30 protein-coding genes are annotated in these 15,139 nt (G+C 48.5%); 1 reads left to right on the top strand and 29 read right to left on the bottom strand.

Annotated elements, in window-relative coordinates; all coding sequences use genetic code 11:
• Positions 1 to 111: 111 nt before the first annotated feature.
• Complete coding sequence (locus MK185_16985; GenBank protein MCH2042329.1) at positions 112 to 987, top strand: alpha/beta hydrolase; 876 nt, start codon at positions 112 to 114, stop codon at positions 985 to 987.
• An 84-nt stretch (positions 988 to 1,071) separates the two neighbouring features.
• On the opposite strand, the gene rplQ is transcribed toward MK185_16985, so the two are convergent.
• The 29 genes from rplQ to MK185_16840 all read right to left on the bottom strand — a co-directional run.
• Positions 1,072 to 1,476 carry a 50S ribosomal protein L17 gene (rplQ, locus tag MK185_16980; protein ID MCH2042328.1) on the bottom strand — a complete coding sequence of 135 codons (405 nt, stop codon included), beginning with the start codon at positions 1,474 to 1,476 and terminating at the stop codon, positions 1,072 to 1,074.
• 32 nt (positions 1,477 to 1,508) lie between these two features.
• On the bottom strand, positions 1,509 to 2,510 hold the full coding sequence (gene rpoA, locus MK185_16975) for a DNA-directed RNA polymerase subunit alpha (GenBank protein ID MCH2042327.1): 1,002 nt from the start codon (positions 2,508 to 2,510) through the stop codon (positions 1,509 to 1,511).
• 22 nt (positions 2,511 to 2,532) lie between these two features.
• A complete protein-coding gene (gene rpsD, locus MK185_16970) occupies positions 2,533 to 3,153 on the bottom strand; it encodes a 30S ribosomal protein S4 (GenBank protein MCH2042326.1) in 621 nt (206 codons plus the stop codon).
• Positions 3,154 to 3,165: 12 nt separating this feature from the next.
• Positions 3,166 to 3,555 carry a 30S ribosomal protein S11 gene (gene rpsK / locus MK185_16965; protein ID MCH2042325.1) on the bottom strand — a complete coding sequence of 130 codons (390 nt, stop codon included), beginning with the start codon at positions 3,553 to 3,555 and terminating at the stop codon, positions 3,166 to 3,168.
• A 79-nt stretch (positions 3,556 to 3,634) separates the two neighbouring features.
• Entirely contained in the window at positions 3,635 to 3,991 is a 357-nt protein-coding gene (gene rpsM, locus MK185_16960) for a 30S ribosomal protein S13 (GenBank protein MCH2042324.1), read from the bottom strand.
• 124 nt (positions 3,992 to 4,115) lie between these two features.
• Positions 4,116 to 4,229, bottom strand: coding sequence for a 50S ribosomal protein L36 (gene rpmJ, locus MK185_16955; GenBank protein ID MCH2042323.1), 114 nt, complete (start codon positions 4,227 to 4,229; stop codon positions 4,116 to 4,118).
• A 20-nt stretch (positions 4,230 to 4,249) separates the two neighbouring features.
• Entirely contained in the window at positions 4,250 to 5,572 is a 1,323-nt protein-coding gene (gene secY / locus MK185_16950; GenBank protein MCH2042322.1) for a preprotein translocase subunit SecY, read from the bottom strand.
• Positions 5,572 to 6,006, bottom strand: coding sequence for a 50S ribosomal protein L15 (gene rplO / locus MK185_16945; GenBank protein MCH2042321.1), 435 nt, complete (start codon positions 6,004 to 6,006; stop codon positions 5,572 to 5,574). Before rplO ends, secY begins: the two co-directional genes overlap by 1 nt.
• Position 6,007: 1 nt before the next feature.
• Positions 6,008 to 6,193, bottom strand: coding sequence for a 50S ribosomal protein L30 (gene rpmD / locus MK185_16940; protein ID MCH2042320.1), 186 nt, complete (start codon positions 6,191 to 6,193; stop codon positions 6,008 to 6,010).
• 5 nt (positions 6,194 to 6,198) lie between these two features.
• Positions 6,199 to 6,708: a 30S ribosomal protein S5 gene (rpsE, locus tag MK185_16935; GenBank protein MCH2042319.1), complete on the bottom strand. Its 510-nt coding sequence runs from the start codon at positions 6,706 to 6,708 to the stop codon at positions 6,199 to 6,201.
• 12 nt (positions 6,709 to 6,720) lie between these two features.
• Entirely contained in the window at positions 6,721 to 7,071 is a 351-nt protein-coding gene (rplR, locus tag MK185_16930; protein ID MCH2042318.1) for a 50S ribosomal protein L18, read from the bottom strand.
• A 10-nt stretch (positions 7,072 to 7,081) separates the two neighbouring features.
• A complete protein-coding gene (rplF, locus tag MK185_16925) occupies positions 7,082 to 7,615 on the bottom strand; it encodes a 50S ribosomal protein L6 (protein MCH2042317.1) in 534 nt (177 codons plus the stop codon).
• Between the two features lie 12 nt (positions 7,616 to 7,627).
• Positions 7,628 to 8,020: a 30S ribosomal protein S8 gene (gene rpsH / locus MK185_16920; GenBank protein ID MCH2042316.1), complete on the bottom strand. Its 393-nt coding sequence runs from the start codon at positions 8,018 to 8,020 to the stop codon at positions 7,628 to 7,630.
• Positions 8,021 to 8,146: 126 nt separating this feature from the next.
• Positions 8,147 to 8,452 (bottom strand): 30S ribosomal protein S14, encoded by a 306-nt coding sequence (rpsN, locus tag MK185_16915; protein MCH2042315.1) that lies wholly within the window; start codon positions 8,450 to 8,452, stop codon positions 8,147 to 8,149.
• 12 nt (positions 8,453 to 8,464) lie between these two features.
• Positions 8,465 to 9,004, bottom strand: coding sequence for a 50S ribosomal protein L5 (gene rplE / locus MK185_16910; protein ID MCH2042314.1), 540 nt, complete (start codon positions 9,002 to 9,004; stop codon positions 8,465 to 8,467).
• Positions 9,005 to 9,022: 18 nt separating this feature from the next.
• Positions 9,023 to 9,337 (bottom strand): 50S ribosomal protein L24, encoded by a 315-nt coding sequence (gene rplX / locus MK185_16905; GenBank protein ID MCH2042313.1) that lies wholly within the window; start codon positions 9,335 to 9,337, stop codon positions 9,023 to 9,025.
• A gap of 12 nt (positions 9,338 to 9,349) precedes the next feature.
• Complete coding sequence (gene rplN, locus MK185_16900; GenBank protein MCH2042312.1) at positions 9,350 to 9,718, bottom strand: 50S ribosomal protein L14; 369 nt, start codon at positions 9,716 to 9,718, stop codon at positions 9,350 to 9,352.
• Positions 9,719 to 9,749: 31 nt separating this feature from the next.
• Complete coding sequence (gene rpsQ, locus MK185_16895) at positions 9,750 to 10,010, bottom strand: 30S ribosomal protein S17 (GenBank protein MCH2042311.1); 261 nt, start codon at positions 10,008 to 10,010, stop codon at positions 9,750 to 9,752.
• A 2-nt stretch (positions 10,011 to 10,012) separates the two neighbouring features.
• Positions 10,013 to 10,204, bottom strand: a complete 192-nt coding sequence (rpmC, locus tag MK185_16890; GenBank protein MCH2042310.1) for a 50S ribosomal protein L29 — start codon at positions 10,202 to 10,204, stop codon at positions 10,013 to 10,015.
• The gene (gene rplP, locus MK185_16885) at positions 10,204 to 10,617 is read right to left on the bottom strand and encodes a 50S ribosomal protein L16 (GenBank protein ID MCH2042309.1); all 414 of its coding nucleotides are present in this window, start codon (positions 10,615 to 10,617) and stop codon (positions 10,204 to 10,206) included. The genes rpmC and rplP overlap by 1 nt, the downstream gene beginning before the upstream one ends.
• A 12-nt stretch (positions 10,618 to 10,629) precedes the next feature.
• Positions 10,630 to 11,322: a 30S ribosomal protein S3 gene (rpsC, locus tag MK185_16880; GenBank protein MCH2042308.1), complete on the bottom strand. Its 693-nt coding sequence runs from the start codon at positions 11,320 to 11,322 to the stop codon at positions 10,630 to 10,632.
• A gap of 11 nt (positions 11,323 to 11,333) precedes the next feature.
• Positions 11,334 to 11,666, bottom strand: a complete 333-nt coding sequence (gene rplV, locus MK185_16875; GenBank protein MCH2042307.1) for a 50S ribosomal protein L22 — start codon at positions 11,664 to 11,666, stop codon at positions 11,334 to 11,336.
• Positions 11,667 to 11,681: 15 nt separating this feature from the next.
• Positions 11,682 to 11,957, bottom strand: a complete 276-nt coding sequence (rpsS, locus tag MK185_16870; protein ID MCH2042306.1) for a 30S ribosomal protein S19 — start codon at positions 11,955 to 11,957, stop codon at positions 11,682 to 11,684.
• A gap of 17 nt (positions 11,958 to 11,974) precedes the next feature.
• Complete coding sequence (rplB, locus tag MK185_16865) at positions 11,975 to 12,802, bottom strand: 50S ribosomal protein L2 (GenBank protein ID MCH2042305.1); 828 nt, start codon at positions 12,800 to 12,802, stop codon at positions 11,975 to 11,977.
• Positions 12,803 to 12,815: 13 nt separating this feature from the next.
• Positions 12,816 to 13,112, bottom strand: coding sequence for a 50S ribosomal protein L23 (rplW, locus tag MK185_16860; protein ID MCH2042304.1), 297 nt, complete (start codon positions 13,110 to 13,112; stop codon positions 12,816 to 12,818).
• Positions 13,109 to 13,711, bottom strand: coding sequence for a 50S ribosomal protein L4 (gene rplD, locus MK185_16855; GenBank protein MCH2042303.1), 603 nt, complete (start codon positions 13,709 to 13,711; stop codon positions 13,109 to 13,111). Before rplD ends, rplW begins: the two co-directional genes overlap by 4 nt.
• 3 nt (positions 13,712 to 13,714) lie before the next feature.
• Entirely contained in the window at positions 13,715 to 14,347 is a 633-nt protein-coding gene (rplC, locus tag MK185_16850; GenBank protein MCH2042302.1) for a 50S ribosomal protein L3, read from the bottom strand.
• Positions 14,348 to 14,447: 100 nt separating this feature from the next.
• Positions 14,448 to 14,759 carry a 30S ribosomal protein S10 gene (gene rpsJ / locus MK185_16845; GenBank protein ID MCH2042301.1) on the bottom strand — a complete coding sequence of 104 codons (312 nt, stop codon included), beginning with the start codon at positions 14,757 to 14,759 and terminating at the stop codon, positions 14,448 to 14,450.
• A gap of 215 nt (positions 14,760 to 14,974) precedes the next feature.
• A partial coding sequence (locus MK185_16840) for an elongation factor Tu (protein ID MCH2042300.1) occupies positions 14,975 to 15,139 on the bottom strand: 165 nt, incomplete at its 5' end.

The following is a 15,139-nucleotide window of genomic DNA, read 5'->3' as shown; positions in this document are numbered from 1 at the left end:
TTCATGATCCTTACTCAAGGATGAGTGTACTTCCTCTTCAACGAACAACAGGGTAATCTGTTGTTCGTTTTTTTAGTCCACTACAATAAATTCAATAAAACAGGGAACGCTATGGCCAGTTTAATGGCACGTATTACGGGCACTCTGATCGAAAAACTCGTTCAACCAACTTTTCAGCCAGACTATCCGATTGAAAAGCAGCGTCAGCGTCTGGACTTGTTACAGAAATTTGCACCAATGCCGTTGGGTGTAAGAAAAATCAAAACGACCCTGGCCGGTGTACCTGCGTGGCAACTCACCCCATTAGCAGCAGATGGCACCAAAAAACTACTTTATCTGCACGGCGGTGGCTATGTTTCTGGTTCACCGCAAAGTCATGCCGACATGGTGGCTAGGATTGCTAAGCAAACAGGGCTGACAGCTTCCCTGATTGACTATCGACTGGCGCCGGAGCATGTGTTTCCTGCCGCCGTTGAAGACGCTCTGTCAGCGTACAAAGAACTGGCTAAAGACAGCGCAGTTATCATTGCCGGAGACTCCGCCGGTGGCGGGTTAGCATTGGCCGTTACACAAGCAATCCGAGAAGCAGGCATGCCAATGCCCAATGCGCTGGTGCTATTTTCACCCTGGATTGATTTAACCTGTAGCGGCGAGTCTTTTTCAGAGCGAGCTGAGCGGGAAAGACTCCTCACACCGCAGTGGGTGTCGCAGATGGCACCCAAATACGCTGGAGAAATCAGTGTAGAACACCCGCAGATTTCACCATTGCATGCCGATTTTACAGATTTTCCGCCAACGTTGATTCAGGTTGGCAGTGAAGAAATACTGTACTCAGATAGCATCCGCCTGAAGCAGAAAATGGCGGCCGCAAATGTACCGGTTGTGCTCAGTGAGTACCCGGAAATGTGGCACGTATTTCAGCTCCATGCTGGCTATATGCCGGAATCAAAGCGAGCACTGAAAGAGTTTGCTGCATTTATAGCCTGACAACCCGACTCAAAAATAGCAGACATAAAAAAACCCGCTCAAAGCGGGTTTTTTTATGTTCAAACTGAACGGCAAATAACAGAATTATTCGCCGGCTTCTTCCTGAACTTCTTCAACGTCAGCTTCAACCACTGGACGATCAACAAGCTCAACATAAGCCATTGGGGCGTTATCACCCGCACGGAAGCCACATTTCATAATGCGAATGTAACCACCTGGACGGTCTTGGTAACGAGGACCCAGATCAGTGAACAACTTACCTACTGCTTCTTTGCTACGAGTACGAGCAAAGGCCAGACGGCGATTAGCAACTGAATCTTCTTTTGCAAGAGTGATCAGTGGCTCAGCTACACGACGCAGCTCTTTTGCCTTTGGCAGAGTAGTCTTAATGATTTCATGCTCGAACAAGCTCACCGCCATGTTCTTAAACATGGCTTGACGGTGTGCGCTTGTACGATTGAAGTGACGACCACTTTTACGATGACGCATGGTTTAATTCCTTACTAACTGAACGTTTAAGCTTACGCCAAAACCTTATCGTCGTTACGCAGAGAAGCTGGTGGCCAGTTCTCTAAATGCATACCCAACGAAAGACCACGAGAAGCCAGAACGTCTTTGATTTCAGTCAGAGACTTCTTACCTAAGTTTGGAGTCTTCAACAGCTCTACTTCAGTACGCTGGATCAGATCACCGATGTAGTAAATATTTTCTGCTTTCAGACAGTTAGCCGAACGAACAGTCAACTCCAAATCATCTACTGGACGTAGCAGGATTGGGTCAATCTCTTCTTCTTCGCGCTGCTGTTCAACGACTTCTTCGTTTTCCAGATTTACGAATATCGCTAACTGCTGTTGCAAGATGGTCGCAGAACGACGGATCGCTTCTTCCGGATCAATAGTGCCGTTGGTCTCTAAATCGATAACCAACTTATCCAGATCTGTACGCTGTTCTACACGCGCAGAATCTACGCTGTAAGAGACACGCTTAACAGGGCTGAAAGTGGCGTCTAATTGCAATTTACCGATGGCCTTAGTTTCTTCGTCGTTTTGATTACGAGCTTCGACAGTCTCGTAACCACGACCAGAAGCAACCTTCAGGTTCATCTTCAGTTCAGTGCCCTCGCCTAAATGCGCGATGACATGTTCTGGATTTGCAACTTCAACACCATGATCCAGTTGAATATCGGCAGCAGTGACTGCGCCAGGACCCATTTTGCTTAAGCTCAGAGTCGCTTCGTCGCGTTCGTGCAATTTGACTGCAACGCCCTTCAGGTTGAGCAAGACTTCAATTACGTCCTCCTGCACACCTTCAATTGCGCTGTACTCATGCAGTACGCCATCAATTTCGCATTCTACGATCGCTGCGCCCGGCATGGACGACAACAAGATACGACGTAATGCGCTGCCCAAAGTATGACCGAAACCACGTTCCAGTGGCTCCAGCGTTACCTTGGCATGGGTAGTGTTTACTTCGTCAACTTGAATGTGACGAGGAGTTAAAAACTCATTAACTGCACGCTGCATAGCTGCCCCTTAATTTCCTCTATTACTTAGAGTAAAGTTCCACGATCAGGTTTTCGTTGATCTCTGCTGGGAGATCAGCGCGCTCAGGAACTGATTTGAAAGTCCCTTCCATCTTGCTAGCGTTAACATCGATCCAACCGCAATCAGTACGGTTGCCTGCTAACTCAAGCGCAGTTTTAATACGATCCTGTGACTTAGCTTTCTCACGAACCGATACCACATCGCCATCTCTCACTTGGAAAGAAGCAACGTTAACGGTAGTGCCATTTACAACAATAGCCTTGTGAGAAACTAATTGACGTGCTTCCGCGCGAGTAGAGCCGAAGCCCATGCGGTAAACAACGTTGTCCAGACGTGACTCGAGAAGTTGCAGCAGGTTCTCACCGGTTGCGCCTTTACGACGAGCTGCTTCTTTGTAGTAGCCACGGAATTGCTTTTCCAGAACACCATACAGACGACGTACTTTCTGCTTTTCACGTAACTGCAGACCGTAGTCTGACAAACGTCCGCGACCAGCACCGTGTACACCAGGTTTGGTTTCTGCTTTACATTTAGAGTCCAGTGGACGCACACCGCTCTTCAGGAACAGATCCGTTCCTTCGCGACGAGACAGTTTACACTTAGGACCAATATAACGTGCCATATTTCTGCCTCCTTATACTCGACGCTTCTTAGGTGGACGACAACCGTTGTGTGGGATCGGCGTAACATCGGTGATGTTGCTGATCTTATAACCACACGCGTTCAGAGCACGGACGGCTGATTCACGACCTGGACCAGGGCCTTTGACCTCTACGTCCAGATTCTTCAGACCATACTCTTTAGCCGCCTCGCCAGCGCGCTCTGCAGCTACCTGAGCTGCAAAAGGAGTGCTCTTACGAGAACCACGGAAACCAGAACCACCGGCGGTAGCCCAAGAAAGAGCATTACCTTGACGGTCGGTGATGGTTACGATGGTATTGTTAAAAGAGGCGTGGATGTGCGCAATGCCATCGACAACCGTCTTTTTAACTTTTTTCTTTGTTGATCTAGTTGGCTTAGCCATTTTTAAATCCTGCTTTTAATATCAACACTGCAACAAGTCGAATGCAGCTACACTAAAAGACCGATTCAGGTAACAGAAGTTACTTACGAATCGGCTTACGCGGACCCTTACGGGTACGTGCGTTAGTTTTAGTACGCTGACCGCGAAGTGGCAGGCTACGACGGTGGCGAATACCGCGGAAAGAACCCATGTCCATCAAACGTTTGATGTTCATTTGTACTTCACGACGTAGATCACCTTCTACCGTGTATTTAGCGACTTCGTTACGAACAACATCCAGCTGATCTTCACTCAGATCACCAATCTTGGTGCTCTCAGCGATGCCTGTAGAGGCGCAGATTTTCTGGGCAGTTGTTTGACCAATGCCAAAAACATAGGTCAAAGAAATAACTGCATGCTTGTTGTCAGGAATGTTGACACCGGCAATACGGGCCATGTCTAACTCCGTTACACTTACTTAATGAAAGGGCGCAAAATACTACAGGTGGCCTGATCAAAAATCAAGCCACCTGAAGATTTAAGGCACCCGCCTTGTCAGGACTAACCTGACGCGTCAGGGATTAACCTTGACGTTGTTTGTGCTTAGGATCTGTACAGATCACTCGCACACTACCGTTACGACGAATGACTTTGCACTCACGGCAGATTTTTTTAACAGACGCACGTACTTTCATGACAGTCTCCTAAATCTGGCTCAGCGAGCTGAACCAAAATTCTTCAGGTTTGCTTTCTTCATCAGCGATTCGTATTGGTGTGACATAAGATGCGATTGCACCTGCGCCATAAAGTCCATTACAACAACCACGACGATCAGCAGCGAGGTTCCACCGAAGTAGAATGGTACATCAGCAGCAACTACTAAGAATTGCGGCATCAGACATACAGCAGCGATGTACAGTGAGCCGAACAGAGTCAAACGACCCAGAACGCTGTCAATGTATTTCGCTGTCTGAACTCCAGGGCGAATACCCGGAATGAAAGCACCAGACTTCTTCAAGTTCTCAGCTACATCTTTCGGATTGAACATCAACGCTGTGTAGAAGTAGCAGAAGAATATGATACCGGCAGCAAACAGTACAATGTACAGCGGCTGACTTGGCGCTAGCGCAAGGCTAACATCCTGCAGCCATTCCATACCCTCGCCCTTACCAAACCATTGACCCAGAGAAGCTGGGAAAAGCAGTAAGGAAGAAGCAAAGATCGCTGGAATTACACCGGCCATATTCAGTTTTAGGGGTAAATGACTGGATTGAGCCGCCATCATCTGACGACCCTGCTGACGCTTAGCATAGTTAATTGTGATACGACGCTGACCACGTTCAACGAACACAACGAAACCGATCACAACAACGGCAAGTGCCGCAATTACCAGCAATACCAGAATATTCAGGTCACCCTGACGCGCAGACTCGAAAGCCTGACCAATTGCACTTGGCAAACCAGCAACAATACCGGCGAAAATAAGGATGGAGATGCCGTTACCGATACCACGCTCGGTAACTTGCTCACCCAACCACATCATGAATACCGCACCAGCCACAAAAGATGGTACCGCAGCGATGTAGAAGTCAATTCCGCCAGAGAAAGTAACGCCTTGACCAGCGAGGCCGGCCGAAACGCCGAAGGCTTGAATAGTCGCCAGCAATACCGTTCCGTAACGGGTGTATTGCGTGATTTTACGGCGACCAGCCTCACCTTCTTTCTTTAATTGTTCCAGTTGCGGGCTCACAGCCGTCAGCAATTGCATAATAATCGATGCTGAAATGTACGGCATGATACCCAGTGCCAGGATACTCATGCGCTCCAATGCACCACCGGAAAACATGTTAAACATTTCCAGGATCGTGCCCTGGTTCTGTTCAAACAGACGCGACAACGCCTCCGGATTAATCCCAGGTACCGGGATATGGGTACCAATTCGATATACAACAATTGCCAGAAGTACGAAACGGATACGAGCCCAAAGCTCGCCTAGTCCGGATTGCATACCCTGTGGTAATGAGCCTTGCCTAGCCATTAGTCTTCGACCTTTCCACCTGCCGCTTCAATAGCAGCTTTAGCGCCTTTAGTGACTTTTAAACCTTTTACGGTTACAGCCGTCTTCACTTCACCGGACAGAATCACACGAGCTTCTTTAATCTTCTCGCCGATCACGTCAGCAGCTTTCAGTGCAGCCAGATCTACCACATCGCCCTCAACCAGCGCTAATTCGTTCAAACGAATTTCAGCAACGTATTGTGCCTTACGCGAGGTGAAACCGAATTTAGGAAGACGACGGTGAATAGGCATCTGACCGCCTTCAAAACCTGGTGCAACCTTACCGCCGGAACGAGATTTCTGACCTTTGTGACCACGACCACCAGTCTTACCAAGACCAGAGCCGATACCACGGCCAACACGTTTAGCGACAGGCTTGGAACCAGGAGCTGGGCTCAATTCATTGAGACGCATATTACTCTCCTTCGACCTTAACCATGTATTGAACTTGGTTGATCATGCCGCGAACAGAAGGAGTGTCTTCCAATTCGACAGTGTGACCAATACGACGCAGACCCAAACCTTTCATGGTTTCACGGTGCTTAGGCAATTTGCCAATCGTACTGCGAGTTTGGGTTACTTTTACGGTTTTCTTAGCCATAACAATTACCCCAGAATCTCTTCAACAGACTTGCCACGTTTAGCTGCAACCTGCTCAGGTGATTTCATCTGAGCCAGACCGTTGAAAGTTGCACGAACAACGTTCACCGGGTTAGTCGAGCCATAGCACTTGGCCAGTACGTTCTTAACACCAACCATCTCCAGCACGGCACGCATCGCGCCACCGGCGATGATACCAGTACCTTCTGATGCAGGCTGCATATAAACCTGAGCACCAGAGTGGCGGGCTTTAACTGGGTATTGCAGAGTGCTGCCGTCCAGCTGAACGGTAACCATGTTGCGTTTTGCTTGTTCCATAGCCTTTTGAATTGCCATTGGCACTTCACGAGACTTACCACGACCAAAACCTACACGACCGGCGCCATCGCCAACCACAGTCAGAGCAGTGAAGGCGAAAATACGACCACCTTTTACCACTTTGGCTACACGATTGACCTGAACCAGCTTCTCTTGCAGTTCGCTTTCGTTACGTTCTACACGTTCATTATTTGCCATGATCTTTACCCTTTAGAATTCCAGGCCGTTTTCACGAGCCGCATCAGCCAGAGCTTTAACACGACCATGGTATTTGAAACCGGAACGATCGAACGCAACTTTGGTTACGCCGGCAGCTTTCGCACGTTCTGCGATCAGCTCACCAACTTTAGTAGCAGCGTTAACATTACCAGTGATTTCGTTACGCAGATCGGCTTCTACAGTCGAAGCAGTTGCCAGGACGGTAGCGCCATTGGCAGAGATGATCTGTGCGTAGATGTGTCTGGGCGTACGATGAACGCACAGACGTACCGAGCTCTTCTCACGGATATGTGAGCGAGTTTTCTGAGCACGGCGCAAACGAGCTTTTTTCTTCTCATTCATGGCCTAGACCTTACTTTTTCTTGGCTTCTTTACGACGCACATTTTCATCTGCATAACGAACACCTTTACCTTTATAAGGCTCTGGTGGACGGTAGCCCCGGATTTCAGCTGCAACCTGACCAACTTTCTGCTTGTCGATACCTTTGATAACAACTTCAGTTTGGCTAGGAGTTTCGGCTTTAACGCCTTCTGGCAGCTCATAATCTACAGGATGAGAGAAGCCTAATGACAGATTCAGCGTGTTGCCTGATGCTTTCGCACGGTAACCAACACCTTGCAGGATCAGCTTTTTCTCAAAACCTTCTGATACACCTTTCACCATGTTGTTAACCAGAGCACGGAAAGTACCAGCCAAAGCGTTAGACGCTTTGTCGTTAGATTTTGGAGCAAACTTCAGTACGCTCTCTTCCTGGCTGATAGCCACAGAAGCGTGAACGTCCAGGTCTAACTGACCTTGCTTACCTTTAATCGAAATTTTGTCGTCAGCCAGTTTTACTTCAACACCGGCTGGGATAGCGACAGGAGCCTTTGCTACGCGAGACATCGTTAATACTCCTTAGAATACGGTCGCGATAACTTCACCGCCAACGCCCGCAGCACGAGCAGCACGATCAGTCATAACGCCTTTAGAAGTGGAAACGATAGCAACGCCTAAGCCTGCCTCTACTTTTGGCAGCTCAGCAGCACCTTTGTACTGACGCAGGCCTGGACGGCTAACACGTTCAATACGTTCGATAACTGGCTTACCTTCGTAGTATTTCAGGTCGATGGTCATTGTTGCTTTAACAGCCTCATCGACAGAAAAACCACCAATGTAACCTTCGGCTTCAAGAACCTGGGCTACGGATTTTTTAATCTTTGAAGACGGCATGCTCACATTCGTATGACCAGCTTGCTGGGCATTACGAATGCGGGTGAACATATCCGCCAACGTATCTTGCATACTCATTTTAAATATACCTCGGTTGTACAGCGCCCCATACAGCAGTACAAAACGCGCACCTATCACCCGCTGCTCAAAAAATCAGCAACGGAACAAAAAACAGGCGCGCATTCTACAGCTTTTGGGAATTGCTTACCAACTAGCTTTTTTCAGGCCAGGGACATTACCCTTCATGCCTTCTTCGCGCAACTTAATGCGTGACAGTTTGAACTTACGGTATACACCGTGAGGACGACCTGTCATCTGACAACGGCGCTGCAGACGGCTGGCGGAAGAATCGCGCGGCAGCTTTTGCAGTGCTATTTGTGCATCCCAACGCTCTTCGTCAGAAGAGTTAGGGTTTTTGATGATGGCTTTCAGTTCTTCACGCTTAGCGCCGAACTTAGCGACCAACTTTTCACGCTTCAGTTCACGCTGCTTCATGCCAATCTTTGCCATGTTACAAACTCCTTAGTTACGGAACGGGAACTGCAGCGCTTTCAGCAGAGCGCGGCCTTCGTCGTTAGTGTTAGCTGTAGTAGTGATGGTGATATCCATACCACGGATTTTGTCTACTTTATCGTATTCAATTTCCGGGAAGATAATCTGTTCCTTCACACCCATGCTGTAGTTACCACGACCATCGAATGATTTCGGGTTGATACCGCGGAAGTCACGAACACGTGGCAGAGAGATATCTACCAGACGGTCCAGGAATTCCCACATGCGGTCGCGACGCAGGGTTACTTTACAGCCAATTGGCCAGCCTTCACGAACCTTGAAGCCCGCTACCGACTTACGTGCCTTAGTAACAACAACTTTCTGACCAGCGATGGTTTCCATATCGGCAACCGCGCTGTCCAGCAACTTCTTGTCACCCAAAGCTTCACCAACACCCATGTTCAGGGTGATCTTAGTGATCTTAGGCACCTGCATTACATTATCGTAACCAAACTCTTCTTTCAGCTTGGCTACTACTTCTTCTTTGTACAGTTTTTCTAAACGTGACATAGCAGTATCCAGGTCCGATTAGGCGTCCAGTTGTTCGCCTGTGGATTTGAAGATACGTACCTTGCTTTCGCCTTCAACCTTAAAGCCAACACGGTCAGCCTTTTCAGTCTTAGCATTCCAGATAGCAACGTTAGATGCCTGAATACCGGCTTCTTTATCAACGATACCACCTGGCTGTTGCAGGTACGGGTTTGGTTTTTGGTGTTTCTTCACCATGTTAATGCCAGCAACAATCAAACGACCGTCAGCCAGTACTTTCTGTACCTTGCCGCGCTTGCCTTTGTCTTTACCAGCAATAACTACTACTTCGTCATTTTTGCGAATCTTTAACATAGTCACCCCTCCCTACAGCACTTCTGGTGCCAGGGAAATGATTTTCATGAATTGCTCAGAACGCAGTTCACGAGTAACAGGGCCAAAGATACGGGTACCAATTGGCGCATTAGATGCGTTCAACAGTACAGCAGAGTTGACGTCAAAACGGATAATAGAACCGTCCGGACGACGTACACCTTTACGGGTACGCACAACTACTGCGGTCATCACCTGACCTTTCTTAACTTTACCGCGAGGAATTGCTTCCTTAACGGACACTTTGATCAAGTCGCCGATGCCAGCGTAGCGACGATGCGAGCCACCCAGTACTTTGATGCACTGAACTCGCTTCGCGCCACTGTTATCAGCAACGTCAAGCATGGTTTGCGTTTGGATCATGCCTATCGCTCCTTACTAACTGCGCCTGGTGTTAAACCTTGGCGGCGCGCTCGTCGATACTTACCAGCGCCCAAGTCTTGTTTTTAGACAAAGGGCGTGACTCTTTAACAGTAACGGTGTCACCAATCTGACACTCGTTATTGGCGTCGTGGGCCATAACCTTGGTTGACTTTTTCACGAACTTTTTATAGATCGGATGCTTTACGCGACGTTCAACCAGAACGGTGATGGACTTGTCCATCTTGTTGCTCACGACACGACCACTCAGGGTACGAACAGTTGTCTCAGTCATGATTATTCACCTGCCTTCTGTGCCAGCACGGTTTTAACGCGAGCGATATCACGACGAGTCTGCTTGATCAGGTGGGACTGACCCAGTTGACCAGTAGACTTCTGCATACGCAGTTTGAATTGATCGCTCAACAGTTCTTCAAGCTGAGATTGCAGCTCAGCCACTGATTTTTCTTTCAGCTCACTTGCATTCATCACAGCACCGTCCGTTTAACAAATTCAGTTTTGAAAGGCAGTTTCGCTGCGGCAAGAGAGAACGCTTCACGCGCCAGCTCTTCAGGAACACCTTCCATTTCGTACAGGACGCGACCCGGTTGAATCTGAGCAACCCAGTACTCAACATTACCCTTACCTTTACCCTGACGAACTTCCAGAGGCTTGGCTGTAATAGGTTTGTCTGGGAAGACGCGGATCCAGATCTTACCACCACGCTTAACCTTACGGGTCATAGCACGACGTGCGGCTTCGATCTGACGTGAGGTCATACGACCACGACCAGTCGCCTTCAGGCCGAATTCACCGAAGCTCACTTTAGAGCCACGGATCGCCAGGCCACGGTTGCGGCCGGTCTGAACCTTACGGAACTTGGTACGTTTTGGTAACAACATATCTAATTCCCCTTATGAACGACCGGATTTCTTTTTACCCTGGCTGCTCTTAGCGCGGTCACGGACTTCTTGAATCCCGCCAAGGATCTCACCTTTGAAGATCCAAACCTTTACGCCAATAACACCGTAGGTAGTGTGTGCTTCGTAAGTTGCGTAGTCGATGTCTGCACGCAGAGTATGCAGCGGAACACGACCTTCGCGATACCACTCTGAACGAGCGATCTCAGCACCACCTAAACGGCCGCTCACCTGGATCTTGATACCTTCAGCACCACCACGCATAGCGTTTTGTACTGCACGCTTCATAGCACGACGGAACATCACACGACGCTCCAGCTGGCTAGCAACGCTCTGTGCTACCAGTTTGGCATCCAGATCTGGCTTACGAACTTCTTCAATATTGATGTGTACCGGAATACCCATCAGTTCACTTACGTCTTTGCGCAGAACTTCTACATCTTCGCCTTTTTTGCCAATCACGATACCCGGACGGGCAGTGTGAATGGTAACTTTAGCGTTTTGCGCAGGACGCTCGATAACAACTTTGCTCACTGAAGCTTTTTCTAAACGCTTTTCGATCAAAGAACGAACAGCGATGTCAGTCAGCAGGTTGTCGGCATACTTATCCTTACCGGCATACCAGACCGAATTGTGGTCTTTAGTAATACCTAAGCGGATACCGGTTGGATGAACTTTTTGACCCATCTGACCAACTCCTATTCAGAAACTTTCACAGTGATGTGACAAGTACGCTTGAAGATACGATCCGCACGGCCTTTAGCACGTGGACGAATACGCTTCATAGTCATACCTTCATCAACAAACACAGTTGATACGCTCAGCTCATCGACATCAGCACCGTTATTGTGCTCAGCATTGGCAATCGCAGATTCCAATACTTTTTTCATGATGTCGGCACCTTTACGACCACTGAATGCCAGGATTTCCAGCGCTTCAGCAACGTTTTTGCCGCGGATCTGATCCGCAACCAGGCGTGCTTTTTGTGCAGATAAGCGAGCACCACGTAATACAGCGGCTACTTCAGACATACTTCACCCCTCCTATTAACGCTTGGCTTTCTTATCTGCCACGTGACCTTTGTAGGTACGTGTCAGAGCGAATTCGCCGAGTTTATGACCAACCATGTCTTCAGTTACGAAAACAGGTACGTGTTGACGACCGTTGTGTACAGCAATCGTCAGCCCCACGAAATCCGGAAAGATTGTGGAGCGGCGAGACCAAGTCTTGATCGGACGTTTGTCGTTCTTCTCAAGAGCAGCCTCTACCTTCTTCATTAAGTGATGGTCAATAAATGGACCTTTTTTCAATGAACGTGGCACAGTTCAATCCTCTTTAATTATTTCGCAGAACGACGACGTACGATCAGTTTATCGGTACGCTTATTCTTACGAGTCTTGTAGCCCTTAGTCGGAACGCCCCAAGGAGTAACTGGATGACGACCACCAGAGGTACGCCCTTCACCACCACCGTGTGGGTGATCAACAGGGTTCATCACAACACCGCGAACGGTAGGACGAACACCACGCCAGCGTGACGCACCAGCTTTACCCAGCTCACGCAGAGCGTGTTCAGAGTTACCCACTTCACCCATGGTCGCGCGACAGTCAGACAAAACCTTACGCATCTCACCGGAACGCAGACGCAGAGTGCTGTAAGCACCATCGCGAGCAACCAGCTGAGCAGAAGTACCCGCAGAACGAGCGATCTGACCACCTTTACCAGGCTTCAGTTCGATATTATGAATTACCGAACCAACCGGGATATTACGCAAAGACATTGCGCTACCTGGCTTGATCGGAGCTTCTTCACCGGACATGATCTGATCACCAGCAGAAACGCCTTTTGGTGCCAGAATGTAACGACGTTCACCATCTGCATATTTCAGCAGAGCAATGTTAGCGCTACGGTTCGGATCGTATTCCAGACGCTCAACAACAGCCGGGATACCATCTTTGTTACGCTTGAAGTCGATTACACGGTAGTGTTGTTTGTGACCACCACCAATGTGACGAGTGGTGATACGACCGTTATTGTTACGACCACCAGACTTAGACTTCTTCTCTAACAGAGCTGCGAAAGGCTTGCCTTTGTGCAGTTCACTGTTAACGACTTTTACAAGGTGGCGGCGGCCAGCTGAAGTCGGTTTAGTTTTTACTAATGCCATAACTTAGCTCCCCTTATTCCACGTCTGCAAAATCGATGTCTTGGCCATCAACCAGGCGAACGTAAGCTTTACGAATATCGTTGCGCTTACCCATACCGCGAGCGGTACGCTTGGTCTTGCCTTTGATGTTGACGGTCTGAACGGACTGAACTTTCACTTCGAACAGAGCTTCAACAGCTTTTTTGATTTCTGGCTTAGTCGCATCAGGAGCAACACGGAAAACGTATTGACCAGCTTTCTCTGCAACGATGGTTGCTTTTTCAGAGATGTGCGGAGCTACTAACACCTTATAGATACGTTCTTGGTTCATGCGTAGGCCTCCTCAAGCTTTTTCAGAGCGTCTACCGTCACCAGAACTTTATCGAAAGCAATCAGGCTAACCGGATCGATAGCAGAAGCTTCAGTAACACCCACATGAGGTACGTTACGAGCTGCCAGATACAGTTTTTCGTCTACTTCGCCAGCAACGATCAACACGTTATCCAGCTTCAGTTCATTCAGTTTGGCAACAAATTCTTTCGTCTTATGAGATTCAACTGCGAAAGAATCAGCAACAATCAAACGCTCCTGGCGAACCAGTTCAGACAGAATGGCCTGCATCGCTGCGCGATACATCTTCTTGTTTACTTTCTGAGAGAAGTCACGAGGACGAGCTGCGAAAGTAACACCACCAGAACGCCAGATCGGAGAACTAGCAGTACCCGCACGAGCACGACCGGTTCCTTTTTGACGCCATGGCTTAGCACCACCGCCAGCAACATCAGAGCGGTTCTTTTGAGCTTTAGAGCCCTGACGAGCACCGGCCAGGTATGCAGTTACAACCTGATGAACCAGAGATTCGTTAAATTCACGACCAAAGGCTACATCGGAAACAGCTACCGCTGCACCAGAGTTAGTTTTCAGTTCCATTGCTTACCCCTTAGCCTTAACAGCTGGTTTAACAATTACATCGGAACCAGTCGCACCTGGAACAGCACCTTTGATCAACAGCAGGTTGTTTTCAGCATCGACGCGAACAACCTCTAAGCCCTGAGTAGTTACCTGCTCAGCACCCATGTGACCTGCCATTTTCTTACCTTTCCATACGCGGCCTGGAGTCTGACATTGACCGATAGAACCAGGAGCACGGTGAGACAGAGAGTTACCGTGAGTTGCGTCCTGAGTAGAGAAATTCCAGCGCTTAACGCCACCCTGGAAACCTTTACCTTTAGAAGTACCGGTTACATCTACTTTCTGACCCGCTTCGAATTGCTCAACAGACAGGTTTTCACCCACTGCCAGCGCTTCTTCAGTACGGAATTCCAGAAGACCACGACCCGCTTCAACATTAGCTTTAGCGAAGTGACCACCTTCTGGTTTAGAAATGCGAGAAGCTTTCTTCTCACCATAAGTAACCTGCAGTGCACTGTAACCGTCTGTTTCGGCGGTTTTAACTTGAGTAATGCGGTTAGGCGCTACTTCAAGAACAGTTACAGCAACAGATTGACCTGCTTCGGTAAATACGCGAGTCATACCCGCTTTTTTACCGACAATACCAATTGCCATTTTGTATTTCCTCTCGTGTACGGGGCTTTAACCCACTATGGCCGCCCAGTTGAACGGGCGTTACACAGAGCACTGTGTGTTCTGGAAAAAACCTTACGGATTAACCCAGACTGATCTGAACTTCCACACCGGCAGCCAGATCAAGCTTCATCAGCGCATCAACTGTTTTCTCAGTCGGCTCAACAATGTCGAGCATGCGCTTGTGTGTACGGATTTCGTACTGATCACGCGCGTCTTTGTTAACGTGCGGAGAGATCAGAACGGTGAAACGCTCTTTACGAGTAGGCAGTGGAATAGGACCACGAACCTGAGCGCCCGTACGTTTTGCAGTTTCAACAATCTCCTGAGTCGAAGAATCGATCAGACGATGGTCGAAAGCTTTCAAACGGATACGGATACGTTGGTTTTGCATCACCAAACTCCCAAAATCAAAGAACCAGAACCGCGTTGGATAGCGATTCCTCTAATTTCCCCTAATAAAAGGGACGCGAATTGTATTCGGCTGTACAAAAAGTGTCAAGCCAATAAAAAAAGGCCGCACCCCGCGAGGGATGAAGCCTTTTTCTTTTTGTTGTAAGTCTCTGATTTATTTGAAACTTACCGGTAATAAGAAATTGTAATTTCTTATTACTCGACAATAGTCGCTACAACACCAGCGCCTACTGTACGGCCGCCTTCACGGATGGCGAAACGCAGACCTTCGTCCATCGCAATTGGAGCGATCAGAGTCACTTCCAGAGTCACGTTGTCACCTGGCATTACCATTTCAACGCCTTCTGGCAGTTCAACAGC

It is taken from the genome of Saccharospirillaceae bacterium (assembly GCA_022448365.1).
Classification (GTDB): Bacteria; Pseudomonadota; Gammaproteobacteria; order Pseudomonadales; family Oceanobacteraceae; genus Bacterioplanoides.
The sequence above is the reverse complement of the archived record's forward strand: the minus strand, read 5'-3'. Positions and strand labels throughout refer to the sequence as shown.

Excerpts from the sequence above, each read along its gene's own strand:
- rpmD (MCH2042320.1), bottom strand. The coding sequence starts at position 6,193 with ATGGCTAAGAAAACCGTAAAAGTAACCCAAACTCGCAGTACGATTGGC.
- rpoA (MCH2042327.1), bottom strand. The coding sequence starts at position 2,510 with ATGCAGCGTGCAGTTAATGAGTTTTTAACTCCTCGTCACATTCAAGTT.
- rplP (MCH2042309.1), bottom strand. The coding sequence starts at position 10,617 with ATGTTGTTACCAAAACGTACCAAGTTCCGTAAGGTTCAGACCGGCCGC.
- rplW (MCH2042304.1), bottom strand. The coding sequence starts at position 13,112 with ATGAACCAAGAACGTATCTATAAGGTGTTAGTAGCTCCGCACATCTCT.
- rpsK (MCH2042325.1), bottom strand. The coding sequence starts at position 3,555 with ATGGCTAAGCCAACTAGATCAACAAAGAAAAAAGTTAAAAAGACGGTT.
- rpmC (MCH2042310.1), bottom strand. The coding sequence starts at position 10,204 with ATGAATGCAAGTGAGCTGAAAGAAAAATCAGTGGCTGAGCTGCAATCT.
- rpmJ (MCH2042323.1), bottom strand. The coding sequence starts at position 4,229 with ATGAAAGTACGTGCGTCTGTTAAAAAAATCTGCCGTGAGTGCAAAGTC.
- rplB (MCH2042305.1), bottom strand. The coding sequence starts at position 12,802 with ATGGCATTAGTAAAAACTAAACCGACTTCAGCTGGCCGCCGCCACCTT.
- rpsQ (MCH2042311.1), bottom strand. The coding sequence starts at position 10,010 with ATGACTGAGACAACTGTTCGTACCCTGAGTGGTCGTGTCGTGAGCAAC.
- MK185_16985 (MCH2042329.1), top strand. The coding sequence starts at position 112 with ATGGCCAGTTTAATGGCACGTATTACGGGCACTCTGATCGAAAAACTC.
- rplQ (MCH2042328.1), bottom strand. The coding sequence starts at position 1,476 with ATGCGTCATCGTAAAAGTGGTCGTCACTTCAATCGTACAAGCGCACAC.
- rplF (MCH2042317.1), bottom strand. The coding sequence starts at position 7,615 with ATGTCTCGCGTAGCAAAGGCTCCTGTCGCTATCCCAGCCGGTGTTGAA.
- rpsH (MCH2042316.1), bottom strand. The coding sequence starts at position 8,020 with ATGAGTATGCAAGATACGTTGGCGGATATGTTCACCCGCATTCGTAAT.
- rplD (MCH2042303.1), bottom strand. The coding sequence starts at position 13,711 with ATGGAACTGAAAACTAACTCTGGTGCAGCGGTAGCTGTTTCCGATGTA.
- rpsC (MCH2042308.1), bottom strand. The coding sequence starts at position 11,322 with ATGGGTCAAAAAGTTCATCCAACCGGTATCCGCTTAGGTATTACTAAA.
- rplO (MCH2042321.1), bottom strand. The coding sequence starts at position 6,006 with ATGCGTCTCAATGAATTGAGCCCAGCTCCTGGTTCCAAGCCTGTCGCT.
- rplE (MCH2042314.1), bottom strand. The coding sequence starts at position 9,004 with ATGTCACGTTTAGAAAAACTGTACAAAGAAGAAGTAGTAGCCAAGCTG.
- rplX (MCH2042313.1), bottom strand. The coding sequence starts at position 9,337 with ATGTTAAAGATTCGCAAAAATGACGAAGTAGTAGTTATTGCTGGTAAA.
- rpsD (MCH2042326.1), bottom strand. The coding sequence starts at position 3,153 with ATGGCACGTTATATTGGTCCTAAGTGTAAACTGTCTCGTCGCGAAGGA.
- rplR (MCH2042318.1), bottom strand. The coding sequence starts at position 7,071 with ATGAATGAGAAGAAAAAAGCTCGTTTGCGCCGTGCTCAGAAAACTCGC.
- secY (MCH2042322.1), bottom strand. The coding sequence starts at position 5,572 with ATGGCTAGGCAAGGCTCATTACCACAGGGTATGCAATCCGGACTAGGC.
- rpsE (MCH2042319.1), bottom strand. The coding sequence starts at position 6,708 with ATGGCAAATAATGAACGTGTAGAACGTAACGAAAGCGAACTGCAAGAG.
- rpsM (MCH2042324.1), bottom strand. The coding sequence starts at position 3,991 with ATGGCCCGTATTGCCGGTGTCAACATTCCTGACAACAAGCATGCAGTT.
- rpsJ (MCH2042301.1), bottom strand. The coding sequence starts at position 14,759 with ATGCAAAACCAACGTATCCGTATCCGTTTGAAAGCTTTCGACCATCGT.
- rplN (MCH2042312.1), bottom strand. The coding sequence starts at position 9,718 with ATGATCCAAACGCAAACCATGCTTGACGTTGCTGATAACAGTGGCGCG.
- rpsN (MCH2042315.1), bottom strand. The coding sequence starts at position 8,452 with ATGGCAAAGATTGGCATGAAGCAGCGTGAACTGAAGCGTGAAAAGTTG.
- rplV (MCH2042307.1), bottom strand. The coding sequence starts at position 11,666 with ATGTCTGAAGTAGCCGCTGTATTACGTGGTGCTCGCTTATCTGCACAA.
- rplC (MCH2042302.1), bottom strand. The coding sequence starts at position 14,347 with ATGGCAATTGGTATTGTCGGTAAAAAAGCGGGTATGACTCGCGTATTT.